This window comes from Thalassoglobus sp. JC818 (genome assembly GCF_040717535.1).
Lineage (GTDB): Bacteria > Planctomycetota > Planctomycetia > Planctomycetales > Planctomycetaceae > Thalassoglobus.
Window position 1 is genome coordinate 309,474 of sequence record NZ_JBFEFI010000003.1, and the last position, 24,889, is coordinate 334,362.

16 protein-coding genes and 1 other RNA gene are annotated in these 24,889 nt (G+C 53.1%); 9 read left to right on the forward strand and 8 right to left on the reverse strand.

All coding sequences use genetic code 11. The features are described 5' to 3' along the window. The first annotated feature begins 26 nt into the window (after positions 1–26). Positions 27–1,802 (forward strand): glycosyltransferase family 39 protein, encoded by a 1,776-nt coding sequence (locus tag AB1L42_RS09110; RefSeq protein WP_367053562.1) that lies wholly within the window; start codon positions 27–29, stop codon positions 1,800–1,802. 111 nt (positions 1,803–1,913) lie between these two features. Here AB1L42_RS09110 and AB1L42_RS09115 read toward each other — a convergent pair whose 3' ends face one another. The 5 genes from AB1L42_RS09115 to fbaA all read right to left on the reverse strand — a co-directional run bounded on the left by AB1L42_RS09115 (position 1,914) and on the right by fbaA (position 9,201). Then, entirely contained in the window at positions 1,914–3,221 is a 1,308-nt protein-coding gene (locus tag AB1L42_RS09115; RefSeq protein ID WP_367053564.1) for a diphosphate--fructose-6-phosphate 1-phosphotransferase, read from the reverse strand. Between the two features lie 447 nt (positions 3,222–3,668). Next, positions 3,669–5,066 carry an ABC transporter permease gene (locus AB1L42_RS09120; protein ID WP_367053566.1) on the reverse strand — a complete coding sequence of 466 codons (1,398 nt, stop codon included), beginning with the start codon at positions 5,064–5,066 and terminating at the stop codon, positions 3,669–3,671. Positions 5,067–5,190: 124 nt separating this feature from the next. Then, complete coding sequence (locus tag AB1L42_RS09125; RefSeq protein WP_367053568.1) at positions 5,191–6,696, reverse strand: sugar ABC transporter ATP-binding protein; 1,506 nt, start codon at positions 6,694–6,696, stop codon at positions 5,191–5,193. A 189-nt stretch (positions 6,697–6,885) separates the two neighbouring features. Further along, positions 6,886–7,890 (reverse strand): substrate-binding domain-containing protein, encoded by a 1,005-nt coding sequence (locus AB1L42_RS09130; protein ID WP_367053570.1) that lies wholly within the window; start codon positions 7,888–7,890, stop codon positions 6,886–6,888. Between the two features lie 270 nt (positions 7,891–8,160). Then, entirely contained in the window at positions 8,161–9,201 is a 1,041-nt protein-coding gene (gene fbaA / locus AB1L42_RS09135; RefSeq protein ID WP_367053572.1) for a class II fructose-bisphosphate aldolase, read from the reverse strand. 291 nt (positions 9,202–9,492) lie between these two features. Between fbaA and AB1L42_RS09140 the strand changes: the two genes are divergently transcribed. From AB1L42_RS09140 to AB1L42_RS09165, 6 genes are all read left to right on the forward strand, one after another. Further along, positions 9,493–10,323 (forward strand): sugar phosphate isomerase/epimerase, encoded by an 831-nt coding sequence (locus AB1L42_RS09140; protein WP_367053574.1) that lies wholly within the window; start codon positions 9,493–9,495, stop codon positions 10,321–10,323. 196 nt (positions 10,324–10,519) lie between these two features. After that, the gene (locus AB1L42_RS09145) at positions 10,520–11,458 is read left to right on the forward strand and encodes a universal stress protein (RefSeq protein ID WP_367053576.1); all 939 of its coding nucleotides are present in this window, start codon (positions 10,520–10,522) and stop codon (positions 11,456–11,458) included. Positions 11,459–11,808: 350 nt separating this feature from the next. Next, positions 11,809–12,005, forward strand: a non-coding RNA gene (ssrS, locus tag AB1L42_RS09150) — 6S RNA. A 251-nt stretch (positions 12,006–12,256) separates the two neighbouring features. Then, positions 12,257–13,417 (forward strand): (E)-4-hydroxy-3-methylbut-2-enyl-diphosphate synthase, encoded by a 1,161-nt coding sequence (gene ispG / locus AB1L42_RS09155; RefSeq protein WP_367053578.1) that lies wholly within the window; start codon positions 12,257–12,259, stop codon positions 13,415–13,417. A gap of 118 nt (positions 13,418–13,535) precedes the next feature. Next, the gene (locus AB1L42_RS09160) at positions 13,536–14,849 is read left to right on the forward strand and encodes a dihydroorotase (protein WP_367053580.1); all 1,314 of its coding nucleotides are present in this window, start codon (positions 13,536–13,538) and stop codon (positions 14,847–14,849) included. Between the two features lie 217 nt (positions 14,850–15,066). After that, complete coding sequence (locus AB1L42_RS09165; protein ID WP_367053582.1) at positions 15,067–15,552, forward strand: hypothetical protein; 486 nt, start codon at positions 15,067–15,069, stop codon at positions 15,550–15,552. Between the two features lie 167 nt (positions 15,553–15,719). Here AB1L42_RS09165 and mutS read toward each other — a convergent pair whose 3' ends face one another. The 3 genes from mutS to pyrE all read right to left on the reverse strand — a co-directional run bounded on the left by mutS (position 15,720) and on the right by pyrE (position 20,721). Continuing rightward, positions 15,720–18,425, reverse strand: coding sequence for a DNA mismatch repair protein MutS (gene mutS, locus AB1L42_RS09170; RefSeq protein WP_367053584.1), 2,706 nt, complete (start codon positions 18,423–18,425; stop codon positions 15,720–15,722). Between the two features lie 119 nt (positions 18,426–18,544). Beyond that, the gene (locus AB1L42_RS09175) at positions 18,545–19,942 is read right to left on the reverse strand and encodes a glucose-6-phosphate isomerase (protein ID WP_367053586.1); all 1,398 of its coding nucleotides are present in this window, start codon (positions 19,940–19,942) and stop codon (positions 18,545–18,547) included. Positions 19,943–20,166: 224 nt separating this feature from the next. Beyond that, on the reverse strand, positions 20,167–20,721 hold the full coding sequence (gene pyrE, locus AB1L42_RS09180; RefSeq protein ID WP_367053588.1) for an orotate phosphoribosyltransferase: 555 nt from the start codon (positions 20,719–20,721) through the stop codon (positions 20,167–20,169). A gap of 381 nt (positions 20,722–21,102) precedes the next feature. Between pyrE and AB1L42_RS09185 the strand changes: the two genes are divergently transcribed. Then, complete coding sequence (locus tag AB1L42_RS09185) at positions 21,103–22,176, forward strand: peptidylprolyl isomerase (RefSeq protein ID WP_367053590.1); 1,074 nt, start codon at positions 21,103–21,105, stop codon at positions 22,174–22,176. 231 nt (positions 22,177–22,407) lie between these two features. Next, on the forward strand, positions 22,408–24,165 hold the full coding sequence (locus AB1L42_RS09190) for a glutamate mutase L (protein ID WP_367053592.1): 1,758 nt from the start codon (positions 22,408–22,410) through the stop codon (positions 24,163–24,165). Positions 24,166–24,889 lie beyond the last annotated feature (724 nt).

The following is a 24,889-nucleotide window of genomic DNA, read 5'->3' on the forward strand; positions in this document are numbered from 1 at the left end:
CTATTTTCGACTTGCTAGGGATGGCAATGAATCAGTCAGTGCGCGACGCAGGGATCATTCTCTTCGTAGCAGGAGTTGCGTTTCTCACCAACTTGGGAGGACCGCATCTCTGGGATCGAGATGAACCAAGAAACGCTGGCTGCGCTGCTGAAATGCTCGCTGCAAACGATTGGGTCAAACCTACTTTCAATGCAGAACTCCGAGAACACAAACCAGTGCTGACGTACTGGTTCATGATGATTTCGTATGCCATTTTCGGAGTGACGGAATTCTCCGCGCGACTTCCTTCCGCTTTGCTCGGCATCGGCAGCAGTCTGCTCACATGGCTGATCGGTCGAAGACTATTCGGAGCCCGCGCTGGTTTATGGGCGGGAGTGGCGATCGCAACAACGCTGATGTTTGGCGTGGCTTCGCGCGCAGCGACTCCGGATGCGCCGCTGATTTTCTTCTCGACATTAGCGATCGCGATTTACGTCGTCGGGACGACTTCAAAGACCGACTCGGAAACAGTTTTCGAAAAAGACTTTCCTGACTCATGGCCAGCAATTCTAGGGATGTATGCGGCCATGGGGATGGCGGTTCTCGCGAAGGGTCCGATCGGACTTGTGCTGCCGACCGCTGTGATTGGAATGTTCCTGCTGATTCGTCGACTCCCTGAAGGCTCATCCGATTCGCCTTCCACCTGGTCGGCAAGAATTCGAAAACTCGCAGCCCCGTTCGCCCCGGTTCACTTCTTGAAAACATGCTGGACGATGAAGCCCATCACCTGCCTGGCCTGCGTCGCAGCGATTGCACTTCCCTGGTACTTGTGGGTCCATTTCCGAACTGATGGCGAGTGGACTTACGGATTCTTCGTGAAGCACAACGTCGGTCGTGCGATGAACTCAATGGATGGGCATCGCGGAAACATCCTTTTCTACCCTGCGACACTGATTGTCGGATTCTTTCCGTGGTCAATCTTCTGGTTGATCACCTTGCTCGACGGATTGAAAGCGATTCGTCAGAACAATCGATATGCCGCCGGGTATCTGTTTGCGATTTGCTGGGTCGGGGTCTACGTGGCTCTGTTCAGCCTCGCGAAGACCAAACTGCCGAGCTACATCACGCCTTGTTATCCGGGCCTCGCGATTGCGACAGGAGCATTCATCGATCGATGGAATCGCGGCAGCTTCCAGATCGCACCTGTCTGGTCACGTCTGGCATTCGGTTCGGTGATGTTCGTCGGGACCGCAGTTCTGATCGGGATTCCGATTGCTTCAAGTCTGCTTGTTCCCGGCGAGATGGTTTTGGGGCTCCTTGGATTGATTCCACTCGTTGGCGGATTAGTCGCACTTCTTGCTTCAGAACGACAGCAAATTCAGCGAGCAACTTTCGCCACAGCAGTGACAGCGGTTTTGATGTCCCCAGCTGTGTTCGCATTTGCCGCGGACCGGATTGATCGACATCGCCGGGTCGATGAGATGGTCGATTCCCTTTACCAGAACGGATCTCCTGAGAGCGTGGATGTGATCAGTTTTCACAGCCCGGAATCGAGTTGGATTTTCTACGCGAAGCAACCGATCGAACGCTTTCGCGAACCGGAAGAAGCCCGCGATGCACTCTTCGGGAAAAACTCTCAGGGGCAGAGTCGTGTCCTGATGACAACGACCGACAAGCTGACTCAACTCCGCCCATATCTGCGTGAAAGTGAGATCGAGATCGACACAATGCCGTTCTTCCTGGAAGGGACGGATATCGCCATCGTTCGACCAATCGCGAAACCCGTTCAACAAGCTGGGGCCGAAGCCTCGACGATTCGGTAAGTTCGATTCTCGAATCGAATTATCAGCGCATGAAATAAGCAGGAGGACAAAATTCGTCCTCCTGCTTTTTCCGTTTTTCATCTACTGACCTGAGTCAGCTTTGATTCACAACTAGGAACGATCCGCCTGTGGAACATAGGCGTCGAGTTTCTGGCTGGCGAACATTTCTTTTCGAGTGTCCAGCTGCGAGAGTCGCAGTCGACCGTCGATCATAGGGACACTCACCCAGTTGTCACCGATGAGCGGACGGGCGTACTTCACAAAGTCATCTGTGACATCCGTTCCGCACTCGCTGATCCAGTTCGAAGGAAACTTTCGGTCCTTCTCTGCGACTTCGCTGAGCGGAGCTTTGTCGTATTTGACCTGGTAGTTGTCCCAGTCGGTCCGAAGAATTGTCGACATGTATCCGTGCTCTCTAGCACCAGCGAGAAGAGCAGCCTTTTGGCCGACATAGTACGACTCTTCAAGGTCAACGGTCGAGGCGTAGACCATGTCGTTTCTCTGGTGAGTCCCCGGAACGTTACACCGGGCAGCACCTTTGACAGCGAGGCCGCGATCGTTCAATGCGTTGGTGAGCATCTGTCCGACTGTAATCTTGCTTGAAGAGAATGTCGGATGCCCGAAGGAATCACGCACGATGAACTCTTCCGGAATTTCCAATCCAGTGATGGAAAGTCCTTCGCTGACGACCACGATTGCTCGACCGCGTTCTTTGAGAAGGTTGTTGACGTTCTCATGAATCTGGTCGATCGTGACTTCACGTTCTGCGAGATAAATCTGCAGAGGCATTTCACGATTTGGATCAGCCAGTCGCGCAGCTGCGGGGATGTACCCAATTTTGCGTCCCATGGCTTGCAGCACAAGCACAGGATCAGCGGGGCACGAGCCGCGATTTTCCTCGTTCGCCTGTTGAATGTAGTGAGCCCAGTATCGGGCAGTGGATCCGTACCCGGGGGTGTGGTCGACCAGTTTGAATTCGCTGTCACCGACATCGTTGTCGATTGTCTTTGGTCCCCCGAGTCCGCAGACATCGAGACCACGTTCGCGAGCCAGGTTGGCGACGGTGTAAGCGGTGTGCATCGAATCGTTTCCGCCGACGTAGCAGAAGTATCCAATGTCGTGAGCTTTGAAGACTTCCATGACGCGATCGAAGTCTTCGTCCTGTCCCGGCTTTAGTTTGTAGCGGCAGGTTCCGAATGACCCAGCTGCCGGAGTCGTCCGCAGCAAGGCGATTTCTTCGGCCGACTGCTTCGACAGGTCGAGCAGTTCTTCTTTGAGAACGCCTTCGATGCCGTGCCAGCCAGCGTAAACCGTTCCGATTTCGTCCATCTGTCGGGCAGTTTCAACAATTCCACGAACGGTATTGTTGATCACCGCCGACGGTCCGCCCGACTGGGCAACGATCATGTTCTTTGCCATGTTTTCTTTCCGTCTAGACCACTTTTATGGTTTCTGTGCATTCGCCTGAACTCAGTTTTTTCGATGAATTCTGCGTTTGCTCGTGCGAATCGCTGAAAACCAGAGATGAAGATGCTCGAGAGCACATTGCTCTTGCCTGTGCACTCGCCTGGACTGTTGAAGATGTTTTTCGTCCAGTTTGCTCGTGCGAAATTGCGCAGATCATTTCGAAAAATGCCCTGCCTCCGCATGCTCAGAGTCGTTGACTCCGGTTTTCACGAATCCTAACGAATGTCGAGACCGATGTGAAATGGACTCGATGTCTGTTCGAACGTGTTGGAATCATTGATGTTAACGCGACGGGTTGTGTCGATCGGGGAGGAGGATCAGTTCGAGTCGCATCAGGGAAACAGCGAGAGCGAGTCACTTTCACGGACTCACAAACTGATCGTAAAGTGTTCGATGGACTCATCGGCGTTTCTTGAATTGATCAATCACGACGGCCCCGAGGATCAGGAGTCCGAAGACGACTTTCTGTTCGTAGCTTTTGACTCCGGCCATATTGAGCCCGTTCTGGATGACGGCGATGATCATGGCACCGGTTAACGTTCCGAAGATTCGCCCTTCACCGCCGGCCAGACTGGTTCCACCGACGACTACTGCTGCGATGACTTGAAGCTCATAGAGTTCGCCAGCGTTCGGGCGTCCTCCTTCAAAACGTGACGCGTCGACCACTCCTCCAATTCCAGCCATCGTCGCGCAGATCGCATAGACTGCGATGAGAACCGCAGTCACCGGCACTCCGGAAAGTCGGGCTGCTTCCGCATTGCCTCCGACCGCGTACAAATACCGACCGAATGCGGTGTGACTCATGACATAGTGGGCGAGTGCATACAGCCCGAGCATCAACAGGATTGGAATCGGAATCGACAAGAACTCTCCGTTTCCCAATGTGGAGAACGACTGAGCTGTGATCTTGATCGCTTCCGGTGTGCCTTCGGTCGTGCCGCCACTCAGGTAGCTTTGATATCTCACCGCGAGGATCAGGGCGACGCCTCTCGCAATCATCATCGCTGCCAACGTCACGATGAAAGCTGGCACTCGAAAGAACGTGACCATCACTCCGTTGAACAGCCCGCAGAGCAGGCATGCGAAAACTCCAAGAAAGGCACAGAACGCCATCGTCATCACCGACGCGTTGGCCCCTCCAAGACTCTGCAATGCAATGGCAGTCACGACAGCCGAGACCGCCAGAATGCTTCCCACAGAGAGATCAATCCCGGCGGTAATGATCACCATCGTCATTCCAATGGCGATGATGGCAACGTCTGCGTTCTGATTGACAACGTTCAGAAGGTTTTCACGCGTCAAGAACGTCGGCCAGTAGTAACTCTTCGGAATGAAGACCTCGACGCCGGAGAGCGATGGGTAAGTCTCTTGCAGCTTGTCGAGGCTTTCTCTTCTGATCGGGCCAAACTGAGCGCCAGCATGATGAGTTGCGATCGCACCTAAGCTTTTTCCGGCAGCCCCGATCTCTTCCATCGCCTTGCGAAGGTCCGCTGGTGAACCAGACAGTGTGTCAAGAACTTCGACCTGATTCTTCTTCAACTGCTTCTCAAGAGCGGTCGCAAACTCGCGGTCGCCGACTGTGTTTCGAATGACGATCAGAACGTTCCCGCCCGGTCCGATCGAATCGGAAATCGTGTTACCAACTTCAACTCCAGCCGCTTCGGAAATCGGTTGCTGCTCCCCGTACGTCATGTAGCTGTAGTAAGCACACAGGAGAATCAGAACGAAAACGGACCCGTAGTTTGCCACGAAATTCGAGCGGAGCAGTCGATCCTGCATTTGTGAGAAAGCTTTCATCTTCTGAGGTCTTGCGAAGCAATTCCGATCAAATTTCTATCGAGGTCGGGGAAGGATTCTTTGAGCGAACGGGATTTCGAAACTCTTTGTTTCTGGATTGCAGCGATGAATTCATCAACTTGGTTTAACGTATTGCGAGATCCATAATCTGGACCTGTGTCGCGTTTTCGACATCAGAGATCTCTCCGGTCAGCCGCCCTTCGTGCATTACCAGAATCCTGTCAGCCATTCCGAGAACTTCAGGAAGTTCACTGCTGATCATGAGTATGGCTTTGCCTTCAGCGACAAGTTGATTCATGAGTTGATAGATTTCGTACTTGGCACCGACGTCGATTCCGCGAGTCGGCTCGTCGAAAATCACGACCTCGCTTTGCCGTTGAAGCCACTTCGCGAGAACGACCTTCTGCTGATTTCCGCCGGAGAGAGTACGGGCGGGCTGGTGAACGTCTGCGAGTCGAATATTCAGTTGCTCGCGATAGTTTTGAAAAGCACTTTCCTCACGGGCAGACTGGATTGCGGTCCATGCAGTCATTTCCCCCAGGTTCGGCAACGAAAAGTTATGCAAGACCGACTGGCTGACAACAAGCCCCTGTGACTTTCGGTCTTCCGTGAGCAGGCAAATTCCAGATGTGATCGCTTGTCGCGGATTGCGGATCGTAATCGGTTTGCCGTGAAGGGAGATTGTTCCCGCATCCAATGTGTCTGCACCGAAGAGCAAGCGGGCGACTTCTGTCCGCCCCGAGCCAATCAGCCCGGTGAGTGCGACGATCTCACCCTTTCGAATCGACAATGAGACTTCGTTGACTTTCGGGCGTCGCGTGAGCCCGGAAGCGGAAAGAGCGACATTGCCAATGTTTGATGTCCGCTTGGGAAACTCCTGATCGAGGGTTCGTCCGACCATTTGCTCGATCAGTCTCTCGCGTGACAATTGGGCTGTCGGCCCGGTCGAGACGTGTTTACCGTCGCGGAGAATCATGATTCGATCGCTGATTTCGAAGATCTCATTCAGCCGATGGCTGATGTAAATGACTGCGATCCCCTGATTCTTCAACTCGCGGATGACTCGAAAGAGTCCTTCGACTTCTTGGGGAGAGAGTGCCGCTGTCGGTTCATCCATGACGATCAGACGCGATTGAACCAGCAGTGCTTTTCCGATTTCGACGAGTTGCTGTTCCGCGATCGTCAGGTGCTTGCAGGGTGTTTCAAGCGGAATCTTTGCACCGAGTTGCTCGAAGACTTCTTGAGCGCGAGCGGTTTCCTGGCGTTGATTGATCCCCCCGAGGAGTGAAGGCTCTTGTCCGAGGAAGAGATTTTCGCGAACCGTCAGCGACGGAATGAGGTTGAATTCCTGATGGATCACCCGAATGCCCGCCTGAGCAGCAGCGGCGGGCTTTCCGGACTGCAACCGATTTCCATCGATGAAAATCGTTCCGGAGGTCGGGCTGTGAATCCCGCACAGAATTTTCATCAACGTGCTTTTGCCAGCCCCGTTCTCACCGAGCAGTGCGAGGATCTCTCCTTCAGCAAGATCAAGATTGACATCTTCCAACACTCTCACGGAGGCGAAGGACTTCGAAATGCCTTCCATCTTCAGTAGCGGAGAAGCGGACTTGTCGGCTTGTTTGGTCATGAATTCACTGGTGGAATCGACCACTTTCTTGGTTACTTAGTACTCGAGAGAACATGTTGTCGTTGACGTTCATCAACGCGGCTCAATTCTCTATTCAGATTCGTCCAGTGAATTTCGACAACGTCCACCCAGTGTTAATCGCTCCCCAATGGAGTTTCACAACCTGAAAACGGGATGAACACCCAATGATCAGTCCAGATCGGGATCAGCCTCGGCGTCTTTTTTCCGATATAATTCGGTTGGAATCAGTTGGACGCTTTCGAGCGTTTCGCCGTCAAAATACTTGATGACATTCTTGACGGTCACCTCTCCCATCTTCTCCGGGAACTGGATCGGGTCCGCGTAAATTCGACCCTCTTTGATCGCCTGCTTCCCTTCCTTCTGGCCATCAAAGCCAATCACCTTTACTTGGTCAGCTCGGTCGGACTGCTCGAGAGCAGTGCACGCGCCGAGCGCTGAGGGATCGTTGATGGCGAAGATTCCCGCCAGATTCGGATGCTGTTGAAGTGCGTCCAATGTCGCTGCATACCCTTCGTCGCGGAGTCCACCACCTTCAAGTTCCGCCACGACTTCAATTTTTCCATCCGTGCGATCGGTGTTGTATTCGTTGATTTCGTCAGTGAAGCCACGGACGCGCTCGACGCAGGAGTTTGCTTGTTTGAAGTGCAGGACGAGGACTTCACCACCATACTCACCGAGTGCTTCGATCATCGCTTGCCCAGCGAGTCGCCCTCCCTGGTAGTTGTCGGTGCCGATGTGGGCAGTGATGTCGACATCTTCAGCGACACACTGGAGATCACAGGTGAAGACCGGAATCCCCGCTTCATTCGCTTTCTTGATCGCTGGGCCAATCGCCACTCGATCAGCAGGATTGATGACAATCGCAGTGACGCCTTGGGCAATGTAGTTGTCGATGTGTTTGGACTGCGTGTTGACATCCCGCTCAGCATCGTTGACGAGGACAGTAAATCCATGCGATTTGCCAGCTTCGGTCATGCTGTCAGCGATGACTTTGAAAAACGGGTTCTTCAGAGTGAGTGCACTGAAGGCGATTGTCCCGCGAGACTCGCCCGGAACTCTGGCCGTCGTGTCGCCGTCGACAGTCTTTTCGGGAGTGGCAGCACGTTCTCCAGTACAGCCAATTGCCAGACACAAACAGAAGAGGGTGAAGACCAATGACCAACGGTGATTCATGAAATTCTGCTCCAGAAGCGCTCGGAATAACAGAATGACAAGATTAGATGAAAACCCTCAACGCATCCACCAACTTTGATTGTCTCATAGAGCGCACGAAGAAACCCCTGCCGGTTTTGCGTCCGACAGGGGTTTTTCACTGAGTAACACTTCGCATGCTGGAGTCGCGAAAACGCTGCTCCAACGATTATTCAAGCTTCGCTGACGATCAAGACCGTGAATCAGATTCCCTGATCGTTGAAATCGCTGCGAAACCGAATTTGCGATGCTTTAGACTTTTCCGAAGATGGTTTTGCCAACTGAGTGCAGGTCGTCGCACGCCTGAACGAGGCGCTGAGCGACTCCCTCTTCAGCCTTCTTCAGGTAAGAGCGAGGATCGTAGACTTTCTTGTTTCCAACTTCGCCGTCGATTTTGAGGACGCCTTCGTAGTTGGAGAACATGTGATCGACAACCGGACGGGTGAACGCGTACTGGGTGTCGGTATCGATGTTCATTTTGACCACGCCGTAGGCGAGGGTCTCTTCGAGTTCGTGACGAGGAGTTCCCGATCCGCCGTGGAAGACGAGGTCAAACTCTGCGTCTTTTCCGTATTTCGACATCACAGCTTCCTGACCACTTTTCAGGATGTCTGGACGCAAGCGGACTGAACCGGGCTTGTAGTGACCGTGAACGTTTCCGAAGGTCGCTGCGAACAGGAATCGGCCGATGGAGCTGAGTTCCTCGTGAACTTTCACCATGTCTTCTGGTGTGGTGTAAAGCTTGTCGTCGGGAACACTTTCCATGCTGGCCCCGGCAGCACCATCTTCTTCACCACCAACAACACCAGCTTCGACTTCGAGAATGATCTCGTTCTCAGCACAGAGTTTCAGCAACTCTTTGGAAAGCGCCATGTTTTCATCGAGAGGCAAGTTCGACGCATCGAGCATGTGCGATTGGAACAGGTTGCCATTTCCGGCAGCTCGACGATCTGCGGTTGCTTGGATCAATGGCTTCAGGAATGTGTCGACGGAATCTGGAGGACAGTGATCGGTGTGCAAAGCGACGAGAATATCGTATCGCTCAGCGAGTCGGTGACATGCTTCGGCGAGGACGATCGAACCCAGAACATTGTCGCCGACATTCAAGCCTGAGGCAAATTTTCCGCCGCCGGTGGACATCTGAATGATTCCATCCGACTTCGAATCCGCAAAGCCTTTGAGAGCAGCATTGAGGGTGACAAGCGAAGTAATGTTGACCGCTGGATAGGCATAATCACCTTCCTGGGCGGCGTCGAGCATCGCGGCATATTGTTGAGGTGTTGCGACAGGCATTGGTTTGGCTCCGAAGGGTTGAAATGAGTTGCGGTTCTGTCACAAACGACGTGAAACTCGCATTTGAAGTGGTCTTCATGATCAAGAACCCGATTGAAAAGTCACAAGAGTGAATGTTTCGTGCGGGGTGATTTGATCAGCTGAACGGCAATTGCAATTTGAAGCGACCGATTCTGAACCTCGAACTGTGGATACGGTTCGTCTTGGTCGCCCAAACCGCTATGTTAGTGACCCGAGACGACTGTCTCCAAGGATTTGACCGCATCAATCTTCTCAATCAAGCGAAATCCGATGCAATTAGGACTGATCAACTCCGCGTGGGCTCAAACCGGGCTCGAAACCGGCTGGGGAATCCGCAAAACGAAGGAGATTGGCTTCGACTGCATCGACATCTTCACCGATCCACTCGATATCGACCAGAAAGAACGCAAGCTCATTAAGTCAGAATGCGATCAGGTCGACCTGCCGATTCGCTCCATTTGCTGTGTCGCAACTGGCCTCATCGATTTCAATCCCAGCGTTCAGCAGTTTCATATCGACCGCTGCAAGAGCTTTCTCGAACTCGTCAGCGAATACGAAGCCGACAATTTGCTGCTTGTTCTGGGGGAATACATCTGGAATCAGGAAGTGATTCCGCCCGAAGAGCAGTGGCAGCTGGCGGTCGAAAGCTGTATGGAATTGGCCCACACAGCGGACGAGCTTGGAGTTCGGATTGCACTCGAGTTGGAACCGTTTCCGCTCTCGCTCCTCAATAGTGTCGACAGAATGGTTTCCTTCGTCGATGAGGTGGATCACCCTGCTGTCGGCGCCAATATCGATATCTCTCACATGCTCTTGGCTGGTGAGGAACCTGCTAAGTTGAGAAAACTCAAAGACAAGGCAATTCACGTCCATATTTCAGATTGTGACGGCAAGAAACATGGAGACCTGCCGCCCGGACATGGAGTTGTCGACTTCATTCCCTATCTCGAAGAGATTCGAGGGTTGGAAATCGATGGGGCGATCTCGATCGAACTGGAGTATTCGCCTGAGCCGGATAAAATTGAAGAGTGGGTTCGAGAAGCCTACGAAGCGACAGATCGCTTGATGCAGCAGGTAGGATTGAGAACAGAAAAATCGTGACAAAGGAACACTGAATCGTCTACACGTCTCGTTGTGAAAAACTCACGTAGATCGGATTGACTGAGGCTTTGACAAGCCCTGATCAAGTCGACTTGTGAGTGCTCACCAACGAGCAGCGTCGGTTCAGTCCTTCCGACACATCAATCACTGACATATTGCGGTAAAGACTTTCGAGTCAAAACATAAAGACCAAGGCATGCACAGCATCAAAAAAATTCTGGTTGGTGTCGACTTCAACGAGCAAACCGGGGAACTTCCGTTGCCGACACGGGAAGCCATCTCGAAGTCGATTCGGATCGCTGCAGAGACCGGTGCTGAGTTGACATTCATGTCTGTGCTGTCGGAAGACACGAAGTCGAGTGACCTCGTCATCGAAGAGTTGAGCGAACTCGACCCTCATCAGGTCGTGAGAGAACAACTCAAGCCATATCTTGAACAGTGCGAGTCGAAAAACGTTCAGTGCCGAACGAAAAACTGCCTGGGTCGCGCCTGGCAGGAGCTGATTAAAGAAGTTCTTCGCGAGGACACCGATCTGCTCATCATCGGGACACGAGAGAAAACGAGCGCACAAAGCATGCTTTATGGAAGCACTGCTTTGAAGGTGTTGCGTAAGTGCCCGTGCCCGGTTTGGGTCACGCGACCAGATGTCACTCCATTCGACGACTTCATCATTCTCGCAGCTGATGATCTCGGTGAGACAGGTAAGAGAGTTTTGGAAACATCCGTGGCGATTGGCCAGCTGATGAGTGCTCGCCTGGTAGTTGTCCACTCGGTCGATTTCCCACTGGAAGGAGCATTGAAGCGAACCGAAATCAGTGTGGAAGAAGTCGACAAGTATAAAGAGAAAGTTCGTACCGAAGCGGAAAAATCTGTGAACGAACGACTTGCTCAGACCGACTACCGCACTCTGGAAGCTGGAACTCGTGTCGTGATTCGATCTGGCCCGGCCGACACCATCATCGATCAGGTGGCGGAAGAAGAAGGTGCCGATCTTCTCGTGATGGGAACAGTTGGTCGCGGAGGAATTCCAGGATTTCTCATTGGCAACACTGCCGAGCGACTTCTGCGGGAACTTCAATGTTCGCTTCTGGCGATCAAACCGGACGGATTTGTCTGTCCTGTGAGCAAAGATTGATTAAGTTTTCAGAATTGTTTTCGTCGGTTCGAATCGCTGTTCATGAAGTCTGAACGGCGATTCTGGATTTAGATGTGAATCCGATTTGTCGGACGGCTTCGTGTCCTGTTCTGGTGCTAAGTCGTTTCGAGATAACGATCTCAGAGACGGAGGAATTCAGTCCAAGTTTTCTCTGAAATTGTGTGGGCAGGTTCTTGAATTTTCTGCGGAGTTTTGCAGGAGTTTCGCTCGAAACCGGACGCATCGTGCGCAACCGTTTGCGAACGGATCGATCCATCAAAAAGTTCATGAGAAGCGTTGCCCCGGGCCAGACCCAAAGCTAGGATCGAAGTGTTGGATCCATGATCTAACTCCCTCTGCGGTGTTCGATACCGGACAGTATTTTGTAGACCCGACTTCCAATCCGCAGGGAACCGCAACGGAGTGGCTGATTGTATCTCCTGGCTCTGTGAAAACAGAGGACTGGATCACATGACCCGTTCCTGTGGTGCCCACCTAAAACTGCGGGTCTGGACAAATCCAGTCCGCCGGCACATGTGGAGGGTTTCTCTTTTCTCTCGCGGGCTCTCGAAAAGCATCAGTCCCCACTTGCGAGACGTTCTTCCCTCGCGAACGCATTCGACTCTTGCTCATTCGCTCGAATCGACGCTGTAGATCGTCGCGTTCGGTCTGTCATTCAACAGTTCTCCCGTTATGATACATGCACGTCCTCGGTCAGAGAGAAAAGTGTGTTGGTGAACACCCAATTCGTCCGCTGAGGTCAGCGTTCTCGCTTCTGCAGAATCAAGGTTGATAACCGTGCAAGACAGATCACTTCCTCGCAATCCGACTCGAGCAGTTCGAATTGGTTCAATCGTCATCGGGGATGGTCACCCCATCGCTGTCCAGAGCATGACAGCGACACACACTAAAGACATCGATGCCACGGTCGAACAGATTTCCGCACTGGTCGAAGCAGGAGCGGACGTTGTTCGTGTCGCGGTTGATAGCTCAAAAGACGCTGAAGCCCTGGCCGAAATTAGCCGGCAGGTCACTGCAAATCTGGCGGTCGACCTTCAGGAAAACTATCGTCTGGCCGAAGTGATCGCTCCGTTCGTTTCCAAACTCCGCTATAACCCCGGACATCTTTACCATCACGAGCGGGACAAGCCCTGGCAAGAGAAGGTCCAGTATCTTGCAGACGTGGCGAAAGAACACGATTGCGCGATGCGAGTCGGGGTGAACTGTGGGTCCGTCGACCCTGCCAAGAAAGAGCGGTACGACGAAGATGATTCGATCTCGCCGATGCTTGAAAGTGCCTTGGATCACTGCGGATTTCTCGATGACATCGGCTTTACTCGTTACTGCGTTTCACTGAAAGATTCGGACCCGAAGAAGGTCATCGAGGTCAACACCCGCTTTGCTTCTTCTCGACCTGATATTCCCCTTCACTTGGGTGTCACCGAAGCTGGCATGCCTCCTGATGGTGTGATCAAAACACGAATTGCTTTCGAACAGCTCATCAGCAAAGGGATCGGCGATACAATCCGAGTCTCTTTGACCGTTCCCAACTCACGCAAGCCGGAAGAGATCGCAGCTGGTCGCCAGATTCTGTCAGACATCGCAGCTGGTCGCGTAAGAAGTGTTGTCGATTTCGGGCTGGAGAGCCTGAACATCATCAGTTGTCCGAGTTGCTCGCGAGTTGAAAACGAAGCGTTTATCGATCTCGCGCAACAGGTCAAGGAGATGACCAAATACGCGCAAGATCATGCGGTGACAATCGCCGTGATGGGATGTCGCGTCAACGGGCCCGGAGAAACGGATGATGCCGATCTCGGCCTGTGGTGTGGTCCAAAGTTCGTCAATCTGAAAAAGGGACCGAAAGAACTCGGAGCCTATTCTTACGACACAATTCTCGATCGCCTCCGCGAAGAACTCGATGCGATCATCGAAGAAAAAGCGACGGCCAGCGTCGACTAGAGCGAGTTGCTCTTTCATAACGTCAAACGCTCTGTTTGCTCGTGCGAGAGAGTGCAAACCGAATCTAAGGATGCTTTAGAACTCGCCCTGAAACTCCTTTTGACAGAAGTTCAAGCTCATGGCTGATCGAACGCTGATTCGCAACGCTCAATGTGTTTTGCCGCAGGGCACAGGCAAGCATGACGTCCTCATCGAGAACGGAAAAATTCTCGCCATCGATCCTCCGAAGACAGCATCCGCTGACGAAACAGTTGATGCTGAAGGTCTCTATTTGTTGCCGGGCGCGATTGATGATCAGGTGCACTTCCGCGATCCGGGACTGACTCATAAGGAAGATCTGCACACCGGATCAGTGGCCTGTGCCAAAGGGGGGATCACGACTTTTCTGGAGATGCCGAACACCAATCCAACGACAACCTCTCTGGAGGCGTTGGATGCTAAACTTGATCTGGCCGCTGGCAAGTGCGTCGTCAACTTTGGTTTCTACGTCGGTGCAACGCCGGAGAACATCGATGTTCTCAAAGCAGCGGAACGAACACCGGGGATCAAGATTTTCATCGGTTCCAGCACTGGCAATTTGCTGGTCGATGGGCAGGATGCACTCGAAAGAATCTTCGCTGAAACGACACTTCCAATCTGTGCCCATTGTGAAGATGAAGCGACCGTCCGAGCGAATCGTGAGAGAGTGAACGGCGGAACGTCGATTCATGATCACTCGAAAATTCGCGATCACGAAGCAGCCATCATTTCGACCCGACGAGCGGTTGATCTTGCGACGCGGCATCAGCATCAATTTCATGTCTTGCATGTTTCGACCGCTCAGGAGGCTGAGTTTCTGAAGGATCGTCCAAGCTGGGTGACTGCCGAAGCTTGTCCGCATCACCTGTTCTTCAATATCGATGACTACGATCGACTCGGTTCACGAGTGCAGATGAATCCGTCCATCAAAACAGCTGAAGACAATCGGGCACTCTGGAACGCATTGCGAGACGGAGTCATTGAAGTCATCGCGACGGACCATGCTCCTCATACGCTCGAAGAGAAAGACCGCCCTTATCCGGAGTCGCCATCCGGGTTGCCGGCCGTCGAGAACTCGATGGCTCTCATGCTCGATGCAGTCAATCGCGGGCAGTGTACGCTTGAGCAAGTCGTCTCGTGGATGTGCGCAGCCCCCGCTCGAATCTGGAAGATCGCCAACAAGGGAGAAATTCGGGAAGGATTCGATGCAGATCTGGTCCTCGTGGATCTGTCTCGACAGGAGACAATTCGAGATGAAAACCAACTGACCAAATCGAAGTGGAGCCCGTGGCACGGCGTCGAATTGACCGGCTGGCCGGTCCGGACCTGGGTGAATGGTCAGACCGTTTTTCAGGACGGAAAAGTCGACGAAACAGCTCGTGGGCGCGAAGCGATTTTCCGCAAAAATTCCTGATCAAATCAACGCGTGATGATCTGTTGCTCTTGCAACTGGCAATCCTTACCGAACCGTTGACACCGTCATTGTCTGCGCAGTATCTCTAAACTGAAAGATGTGTCATCTTTTTTCGGAGTCGAGACAACTCCGGTATTTTCGCCAGGATGGCAAATTCTACAGTTGGGGTACTGAGAAACGTTTCTCGGCCAACTGCGATAACGAGGAGGGAATTGAAGTGAAGAATGTACTGATTGTTGCTGTCCTGCTGGGAGCTACCACGATCGCTGACGGTCGTGAGCCAATTTTGGTTCCCCAGGAAACTTTGGCGATGGCCTACTCGGCCGATTACGCCCCAACTCCGGCAGGAGAAACTGCGTCGATTCAGCCTGTTCCAGCCGGAACTGTTGTTCCAGGCACAGTGATCTGCGATTCCTGCGACAACCCAGGGATCGAATTGTACAACTGCGTGAAAGTGATTCAGGCTCGCAAGATCGCTCCATGTGCGGTTCCAAAGATCGTTTCGGTTCCAAACCCATGTTACGATCCTTGCAAACCATGTTGCGAACCGAAGTGCGTTTTCGTTCAGATCTGCGTTCCACCATGTGCGTGTGAAGACGTCATCTGCCGCAAAGGCGGAGATCGCATGATCTTCAGCTACGGAAAATACGCAGTGAAAGTCACCGCTCGTGGTGACACACTCGTGGTCAACTACGATCACTAAGACGTTTTCACCGAGATATAATCGATGAAAATTGACGAGCGGGAAATCGTTCGTCAGGACTGATCAAGAAAGAGGTCACCGTAATGCACGGTGGCCTCTTTTTTTGTGTGAGTGAATCGCTTCTTCCGATTGATTCGGACACCAGTTCAGAAAGCCGCGAAGCTCTTCTACTTCAGTTTCCCTTGAATGCGATGCAGCTCCTGAAGAGCGGCCAGCGGAGTCATTTCATCGAGCTTGAGACCTTGTAGCTCACTGAGGACCGGGTGAGGTTCCGGTTCGAAGAGCGTGAGTTGACGAGCCCCTTTGGTCTCGCGAGCGGGGATGGTGACCTGCCCGTGATCGTCCTGATGATCTTCTTCAAGCGTCTGCAAAATCACTGCCGACCGCTGGATGACTTCTCGCGGAATGCCAGCCAGTCGAGCGACATGAATTCCGTAGCTTCGATCAGCTGCGCCGGGAACAATTTTGTGCAGGAAGACAACGTCGCCATCCTGCTCGTGCACAGCCACGTTCCAGTTACAGACTTGCCGTAATGTTTTCGAGAGTTCTGTCAGCTCGTGATAGTGAGTCGCGAAAAGCGTTCGGCATTCGATGTGATCATGAAGAAATTCAGTGATCGCCCAGGCGAGTGAGATTCCGTCGTAGGTGCTGGTTCCACGGCCGATTTCGTCGAGGATTACCAGGCTCTTGGAAGTCGCTGTGTTCAGGATGCGGGCAGTCTCGGTCATCTCAACCATGAAGGTCGATTGCCCTTTGCCTAACTCATCGCTGGCTCCGACGCGAGCGAAGATGCGATCAGCAATCCCGATTCTCGCGGACTTTGCAGGAACGAACGATCCCATCTGAGCCATGATCGTCAACAAAGCTGCCTGCCGAATGTAGGTGCTCTTTCCCGCCATGTTGGGGCCGGTGATTAGAGCGATGAGATCGCGTCGATCCGGGGACGATTGTTCGTTGTCACCGTCTTTGGATGGCTGATCCTTGCCTGCTTCACTGAGGCCGAGCATCACGTCGTTCGGGACGAACTCTCCCGATGGCTGCATCTGATCAAGAACAGGATGCCGACCGTCGACGACTTCCAGAACCGGTTCGGTCGTGATCTCCGGTCGCTGATAATTCGATTGGACAGCGACTGTCGCGAGATTCGACAGCACATCGATTTCCGCGAGTGTCTCTGCGGTTCGTTGCAGTCGCTGGCATTCGTCCGCAACACGATCGCGCAGGCTTTGGAACAGCTCCGCTTCGAGTGCTTTCGATTGATCTTCTGCTCTCAGAACTTTCTCTTCGTATTCCTTCAGCTGCGGCGTGATGTACCGTTCCTGGTTTTTGAGAGTTTGTTTGCGGATGTAGTCTTCAGGAACTTTGCTCAGATGCGCAGCTGTGACTTCGAGGTAATAACCGAAGACCTTGTTGAATCCTACTTTGAGCGACGGGATTCCAGTTCGTTCGATTTCCTCGGCTTGATACTTGGCAATCCAGGTCTTTCCTCCGCGAGCAAGATCGCGAAGTTCGTCCAGCTTGGAGTCGTATCCTTCGCGGATGATTCCGCCTTCGGTCGTTGAGATCGGAAGTTCGTCTGCGAGGTTGGATTCGATGTCAGCCCGAATGTCTTCGCACAATTCGATCCGTTGTTCGAGTGTCTGCAACAGATCGGACGATCGGCCCGCGAGTCGAGCTTTGACAGCTGGGAGCAGTGTGAGAGTTTTCCCCAGCGCACCGAGATCGCGTGGCGATGCTCGACGCGTGGCAACGCGGGCAGCGAGTCGTTGGAGGTCGTAGCTGTCGCTCAGCTTTTCTCGAATGTCTCGGCAGAGTTTTGAATCTTGTGTCAGTTCGTGGACAGCGTCGAGTCGTCGTTCGATCGCCTGCTTGTCGGTCAACGGGTTTGAGAGCCAGTCGAGGAGCAGCCTCGCACCCATCGGGGTTTTTGTCTGGTCGAGAACACTAATGAGCGAACCGGTCCGTTTTCCTTCTCTCTGTGTTCGGGTCAGTTCAAGCGAGCGACGAGTTGTTTCGTCGATGAGAAGGCTTGTTCCCCGGCGATACGGTTCCAGTCGAGAGAGATGGCCGAGCGACGACTTCTGAGTTTCCTGAACGTACTCCAGCAAGGCACCAGCAGCGGTGATTCCGGCCGAGTCTTCTTCAGTGAGGTCGAAACCTTCGAGGGTAGCTGTCCCGAAGTGTTTGAGAAGAATCTCGCGACACTGGTTCGCAGCGAATGACCAGGTTGGTCGTTCGGTCAAAACCGTTTGGCCATACTCGATCAGCTGCTTGTGGATGTCGTCACTCTTGCAGTTCTCCGGAATGAGGCACTCAGCCGGATGGATGCGAGCGACTTCGTCGATCAGAGCTGAAGAGCTTCCCAGCTGTGGCGGAAGCTCTCCGTTTTCGCGAGAGACCTCCATGCAGTAGAACCGTCCGGTGGACAACTCCAGCCATGCGAGGCCAATCGAGTCATTTGTCGGACAAATCGATGCGAGGTAGTTGCTTTCCTTCGGGTCGAGTAACGCATCGTCAGTGAGTGTGCCCGGAGTGACGATTTGGGTCACTTCTCGACGGACGAGTCCTTTGGCAGCTTTAGGGTCTTCGACCTGATCGCAGATGGAAACTTTGTGCCCGGCAGAAATGAGTTTATGCAGATAACCTTCGAGAGAATGGTACGGAAACCCCGCCATGGGAATCGGATTCGACGAAGACTTGTCGCGGCTGGTGAGCGTCAGTCCCAGAATTTTCGCGGCGATCTCTGCGTCGTCGTGAAACAGCTCGTAAAAATCCCCCATGCGAAACAAGAGAATCGTGCCTGGGGTCTCTGATTTGACTTCCATGTAGCGCTGCATCATGGGAGTCAATTTGCTGGATTTTTTGCCGGCCATTTTCAGTTCAGATTCGAGATCAGGAGAGTCGACGAAGGGAATTCAGCAAGGCGGTGTCGATCTGCGGCGGGTCTCATCAACTGTGATTGAAGATCCGCCGCATTCAACTGCTGGCCGGGTTATGAACCGTAAAGAATGCGGCCCATGTTGTTCTTGTAAGCTTCAACTCCCGGCTGGCCGTAAGGGTTGATCCCGATCAAACGGCCTTCGATCGTTGTTGCCAGCATGAACAACTGCAGCAGTTGTCCCATTGCGTAGGCGTCAATCTTGGAGAGCTTCAGATCGGTCGTCGGGCGTTGATCTTCTGCGTAAGCCTGATTCGTTCCCTCGATGGCCGCATCAAGAAGTTCCGGAATTGTCTTGCCTGCGATTCGATTGAGCAGGTCCTGATCGAGATCGTCGGAGGATTTTGGCAGCGAGATCGGAGACGAGGCAGGGACACCCGGGATGATGTTGTTGATGACTCGGTCTCGTTTGCCTTCCTGGTGTTGTTGGCCCCGACTGTGCAAGTCGCGAGTGTTGACGACGGTCAGTGGAGTCGCGCCTCGTTCGTGTTTTCCGAGGCTTTCAGCGAGAAGCTGGTCGTACCAGAGTCCGGTCGATTCGAGTCGATTCCCCCATGTCGAGAGAACTCGGATATCCATTCCGTGATCACGTTCGAGAAGATGGCAGGTGGCGACGTAATCGAGAACAGGATTCTCTCCTGCGGGCTTCGTTCGACACCGCTCGGTCATGTCGGCTGCTCCTTGCAGGAGTGCGCGAACGTCGATGCCGAGGACCGCCGCCGGGAAGAGTCCGACAGCTGTGAAGACGGAGAATCTTCCACCGACGCCGTCAGGGATCGGGAATGTCTGCTGATAGCCGCGTTTGTTGGAAAGGTCGCGAAGCTTACCTGTTTCTCCGGTGACTGGGACGACGAGTTCCGTCGCTTCCGGAGAGTCAGGGCCGTAATACTCTTCGAGGGCTTCCCGGAAAATGCGGAACGCTGCGGCCGTTTCGAGGGTTCCGCCCGACTTGCTGATGACTACGATTCCCCATCGCTCTGCCAGCTCTTTTGGATCGACGCATTGAGTCTTCAGGAGATTCAGCAGAGAACTCATCGAGTCGTTGTCGAGGTTGTTTCCCTCGAAATACAGGCGGGGATTTCCTCCCCTCGCTTCGCGTGAAAGTTCGTTGTGGTAGGGATCGCAGAGCGCTTCGAAGAGTGCCCGAAGCCCCATGTACGACCCGCCAATTCCGAGTACGACCATGCGATCGATTTGATCGCGAAGCGTTTTCGCTGAAGATTCGATGCTCTCCAGAAGACCGTCTTCTCCCTTGAGCAGTCTTTCGGGAAGGTCAATGAATCCGCTATCGAGAGGCTGTTTGGCTTCCGGGATTTCTTCTCCCGAAGTTCTCAATGCAACGTCGGCAAAGGCTTCGTCTCGTGCTGCGTGCAGATGTTCCGTGAGCATCGAATACTGTTTTTCGATGAGAAATCCGGCAGCTTGAGGTGAAAAGGAAATGGAGTTTGGCATTCCGATGTCCTTGTTGGTTCGAATGGAGATGCGAAGCGCTGTCGATGTAGATTGAAAGGTGACGAGAGCGTTGATTGGAGTGAAAACGCTCATCCTCGCACAAGTGAGCACAGCGAAAAGCTGAAGCAGACTCTTCAAGCGAGTACAGGCTGAACTGTCACTCAGGGAATTCAGTCAGATGTTGCAGCTGAGATGTGTCCCGAATTTGTGAGCCGACCGAAGAACTACGATGGCTCAGGTGGTGTGATTCCGAAGTCTTCGATGGTCAGCAGCGATTGGAAGTCGAAGCCGAGTTCGCGAAAGCGGTTGGCTCCCCCTTCCATGCGATCGATGATGGAGAGGACTTGTTTGACTTCGCAGCCAAACTCCTGAACCCGTTCGATGGCCAAGAGCGAACTGCCCCCTGTTGTGACGACATCTTCAACGATGGCGACTTTCATTCCGGGTTGTACGGGACCTTCGACGAATTTGTTGGTTCCGTGACCTTTGGATTCTTTTCGAACGAGAAAGCCAAGCAGGTCGGACTGTTTGCTCGCCGCCGCTGAGAGAATGCCCGCGACAATCGGGTCGGCTCCGATCGACATTCCACCGACGGCATCAATGCTCGGATCGAGAAGATCGAGAAAACCTTGGCTGACGAGGCTGAGGCCCCGCGCGTGAAGAGTCACCTGCTTACCGTCGAGGTAGTACTTGGCCTTTTTCCCAGAGGCTAGCGTGAAATCGCCGAACTTCAGTGCTCGCTCTCGGAACAAATCCATCAATTCTTGTTTGTTGTACATCTTCAAATGTCCCGGAACTGTATTGTGTTGAGGGCGTTTTCTCTGAGCGCCGCCGCAAGAATTCTCATGCTATCGGGAATAGCTGGAATTGAAAGCGGACCGGCTGCGGCAAGTTTCATTCGATTGAGTTTCACGCATAGATGGTCCAGCCAAAACTCACCTGAGAAGCGAATGTCGAAATCCAGCCGGATCCTCACGCTTGAACTAGAAAACTTGTGCAGATTGTAAATCTTACAGCGACGAGGATTGGGTGTCGGCAAATCGGAGAATCATCTTGACCCAAATTCGAAATTTTCGGTAAATCGTCGAATTCAGTACCTGAAAACTTGTGATGTTATCGCAACTCCCTAACGAAACACTTTCACGGACGGAGTATTTGCAATGAGTGAACGGAATCACTCCCCGGAGAATTCAGCGGTGCCGACGCAGTCGAGTCGGACAAAAAAACAACATTGGCTGACCTATGTGATTGGAACGGTCGTTCTGGTCGTCGTCGCAGCGGTTGGTTTTCAGTTCATTCAGCCGAGCCCGGCTGCATCGCAGACAACAAATGATGCGACTGGTCAGGTGCAGTTGCAGCAGAACTCAACGCGAGTTCTGGCGAAAGTCAACAACCAGGCAATCACCTACGATGTGGTCGCTCAGGAGTGTGTGTCTCGCCACGGCGAAGATGTGCTCGATACCCTGATCAACCGACTTGTCATTCAACAAGCCTGTCAGGCCGCTGGCGTATCCGTCACCGCCGCAGAAGTGCAGGAAGAAGTCGCAGCGAATGCGAAGAAGTTCAATCTTCCGCTCGATACCTGGTACCAGATGCTGCAGGCAGAGCGTGGTTTGACGAAGGAACAGTATCACGACGACGTGATCTGGCCGATGATCGCTCTCAAGAAACTTGCTGGTCAAGATGTGGACGTCACCGAGCAGGATATGCAGGACGGATTCGAACGCGATTACGGTCCTCGCGTGAAAGCCCGAATGATTGTCGTCGACGGAAGTATTCGTCAGGCAAATCAGATTTGGGAGAAGTGTAAAGCAGCCCCGAATGACTTCGATCGTCTGGCGATGGAGTTTTCTTCAGACCCCAACAGCCGTCCGCTTGGCGGTTCGATTCCTCCAATTCGGAAACATGGAGTCGAAAAAGTGGTTGAAGATGCTGCCTTCAAATTGCAGCCTGGAGAAATCTCAGGTGTGATTCAAGTAGCACAAAGCCGCTACGTGATCTTGAAGTGCGAAGGTCAGACTGAGCCAGTCGTCACCGATATCCGTGAAGTCTGGAATGACCTGTTCAAACAGCTTAAAGAAGAGAAGACACAAATCGCCGTCGCGAAGGTCTTCGACAAAATCAAGAACGACGCACGCGTCGACAACTTCCTGACTCGAACCACAACTGGTCCACGTCCAGGACAGCAGATTCGCCAAGTTTCCGGAAGCACACCCGCTGGTGCCGGACAATAGAATCGAAACTGCTTGAATCTTCACAACCCGTCTCTGAGTTCTCTCAGGGCGGGTTGTTTTGTGCGCGGTGGGGAAAACTGACAATCAATCAATCTTCTCTTCTGAACGTGTGTCGAGCAAAACTCAATTCGAACGCAATGCAGTTCGCGACCCTGCAATTCCGTTCGGGGCGGTTTCGAGTTACGATCCGAACATTGAAATTCCTTCAGTGCCTGCGATTGACGAGTTGTTATGCCTGATCTCGACCCATCGAAAATCAATGTCATTCTTGCCACAGATTGCGGAAGCACGACGACGAAGGCAATTTTGATTGAGAAGGTCGACGGTCATTATCGACAAACATTCCGAGGCGAGGCGCCGACCACCGTTGAAGAACCAGTCGCGGACGTGACCGTTGGAGTTCGCAATGCAGCTGCCGAAGTGGCGGAGCTCTCGGGACGTCGTCTACTTGATGATGACGGAAATCTGATTCGACCGGCTCAGGGGAATGACGGCTGCGACATTTACATTTCCACGTCAAGTGCCGGCGGAGGGCTTCAGGTTCTCGTGACTGGTGTCGTACGTGAGATGTCGGCGGCCAGCGCAGAGCGAGCGGCATTGGGGGCAGGGGCGATCGTCTTAGACTTGATTGCTTCCAACGATCGACGAAGACCGCACGATCAAATCAAACGCATTCGTGACTTGCGACCCGACATGGTCGTCATGGCTGGCGGCACCGACGGAGGGACGAAGAAGCACGTCGTGCAGATTGCTGAACTGATTGCTCCAGCCAAACCGAAACCGCGATTCGGAAGCAATTACCGGATGCCCGTGATCTTCGCAGGCAATAAGGAAGCAGCCTCTGAAGTTTCCGAGACATTTGACGAGTCGGTGACGCTGTCTGTCGTCGACAATGTGCGGCCCGAATTGGAATTCGAGAATCTCGCCCCAGCGAGAGACTGCATTCACGACCTGTTTCTCGAACATGTGATGGCACACGCGCCGGGTTACGATCGGCTCATGAAGCTGACGGACACGCCCATCATGCCAACTCCCGGGGCTGTCGGCGATATTCTGCAACAGATCGCCCGCGCACGGCAGATCAACTGCGTCGGCGTCGATATTGGCGGAGCGACGACGGATGTCTTTAGCGTTTTCGAAGGGGCGGACGGTTCTCCAACATTCAACCGGACCGTGAGTGCGAATCTGGGGATGAGTTATTCCATCTCCAATGTTTGCTCGGAAGCGGGCATGGAGAATGTCTTGAGATGGGCTGACCAAACGATGGACGAGCGCGAGCTTCGCAACCGCGTGAAGAATAAAATGATTCGCCCGACGACGATTCCGCAAACGGCAGAAGCTCTTGTCTTCGAACAAGCAGTCGCGCGCGAGGCTCTTCGATTGGCGTATCAACAGCACAAAGAGTTTGCCACGACGTTGAAGGGAGTTCAGCAGCAGCGAACGGTTGGAGACACGTTCGTTCAGGAAGGGGGAGGTCGTTCAATTGTCGACAACATGAAGCTCGATCTCCTCGTTGCCTCGGGCGGAGTTCTCTCGCATGCCCCGGAAATGTTGCAGACAGCTCAGATGATGATCGATGCGTTCGAGCCCGAAGGGTTCACGGAACTGGCCAAAGACAGCATTTTCATGATGCCGCATCTCGGTGTTCTCGCAGCTGTGCATCCGGAAGCAGCCTTGGAAGTCTTCGAGAAGGATTGTTTGATTTCATTGGGAACGGTCATCGCACCCAAGGGAGTGACGAAGCTGGGACGGGTTGCGATGAGTTATCGCATTTCCGGTTCGACTCTCTCGGAAGAAGGCGAGATCTACTTCGGAGAACAGGTCATTTTTCCGCTGGAAGGGGGAGAGACTGCGGACGTCACAATCACTCCGGGACGAGGGCTCGACGTTGGTGCTGGGAAAGGCAAGAGTGTCTCGAGAACCGTAAAGGGGGGAACGGTCGGGCTGATTCTCGATGGTCGCGGGCGTCCACTCTGGCCGGACGATTAGAGCAAGTTCCTCTTTCCTGTGGACTCTCTTGCGCTGTTTCACAAGTTAAAAGGCTGTGCTTGCTCGTGCGAAATTGTGTACACCAAATCAAAAAATGCTCTAACGAACAGGTCTGTTTCTCGAGTTGATCCACCTTCGGTGAAAATATCGCTTCCAATCGATCTCAATTCATTTGAGAATAATTTCCCGTCGGCCTTTTTGATCGAAGCCACCCCGACGCGAATCAATTTCCAGCGAAACTCGCGAACCTTCTGACGTCGGAACCGCTCAAAACAGGGACGTTTCTTCCCGACGAGATCGTGTTTTGTCAGTCTGTCAACGACAAAACCCTTGTTCTTGTAGTGACTTATCGAATTCGGAAAAAGGTGGCTGAAGTGCTTTCCAACGACAAAACTACGGGATAAAATCTATGAATCGATGGCAAGGGAATGAGTGAGGATTATCACACTCAAACACCTTCAGCACCAATCTGCTGAGAGTTGATTCTGCCATTCAAATACCTGATGGGCAGGCTCTTCGGAATGAGCCAGCTCATTGATTCATCAGTGGAGCAAGATCACGTCAATTCGATCGCCTCGTTGGCCTGGATTCAATCGGCGGAATAGTCCGGGGTCAAATTTGAAGCAAGAGCCCGCCGATCGCTCTGTCAGAGGTTTTGCCGTCTCCACAGACCGCTGTATGGCGATTTTCTTAACCCAGGGTCGATCCGCGCAGACGCTCAGCA

Coding starts and splice junctions, on each gene's coding strand:
- AB1L42_RS09110 (WP_367053562.1), top strand. CDS start 27: ATGAATCAGTCAGTGCGCGACGCAGGGATCATTCTCTTCGTAGCAGGA.
- AB1L42_RS09115 (WP_367053564.1), bottom strand. CDS start 3,221: ATGGCAAAGAACATGATCGTTGCCCAGTCGGGCGGACCGTCGGCGGTG.
- AB1L42_RS09120 (WP_367053566.1), bottom strand. CDS start 5,066: ATGAAAGCTTTCTCACAAATGCAGGATCGACTGCTCCGCTCGAATTTC.
- AB1L42_RS09125 (WP_367053568.1), bottom strand. CDS start 6,696: ATGACCAAACAAGCCGACAAGTCCGCTTCTCCGCTACTGAAGATGGAA.
- AB1L42_RS09130 (WP_367053570.1), bottom strand. CDS start 7,890: ATGAATCACCGTTGGTCATTGGTCTTCACCCTCTTCTGTTTGTGTCTG.
- fbaA (WP_367053572.1), bottom strand. CDS start 9,201: ATGCCTGTCGCAACACCTCAACAATATGCCGCGATGCTCGACGCCGCC.
- AB1L42_RS09140 (WP_367053574.1), top strand. CDS start 9,493: ATGCAATTAGGACTGATCAACTCCGCGTGGGCTCAAACCGGGCTCGAA.
- AB1L42_RS09145 (WP_367053576.1), top strand. CDS start 10,520: ATGCACAGCATCAAAAAAATTCTGGTTGGTGTCGACTTCAACGAGCAA.
- AB1L42_RS09160 (WP_367053580.1), top strand. CDS start 13,536: ATGGCTGATCGAACGCTGATTCGCAACGCTCAATGTGTTTTGCCGCAG.
- mutS (WP_367053584.1), bottom strand. CDS start 18,425: ATGGCCGGCAAAAAATCCAGCAAATTGACTCCCATGATGCAGCGCTAC.
- AB1L42_RS09175 (WP_367053586.1), bottom strand. CDS start 19,942: ATGCCAAACTCCATTTCCTTTTCACCTCAAGCTGCCGGATTTCTCATC.
- pyrE (WP_367053588.1), bottom strand. CDS start 20,721: ATGTACAACAAACAAGAATTGATGGATTTGTTCCGAGAGCGAGCACTG.
- AB1L42_RS09185 (WP_367053590.1), top strand. CDS start 21,103: ATGAGTGAACGGAATCACTCCCCGGAGAATTCAGCGGTGCCGACGCAG.
- AB1L42_RS09190 (WP_367053592.1), top strand. CDS start 22,408: ATGCCTGATCTCGACCCATCGAAAATCAATGTCATTCTTGCCACAGAT.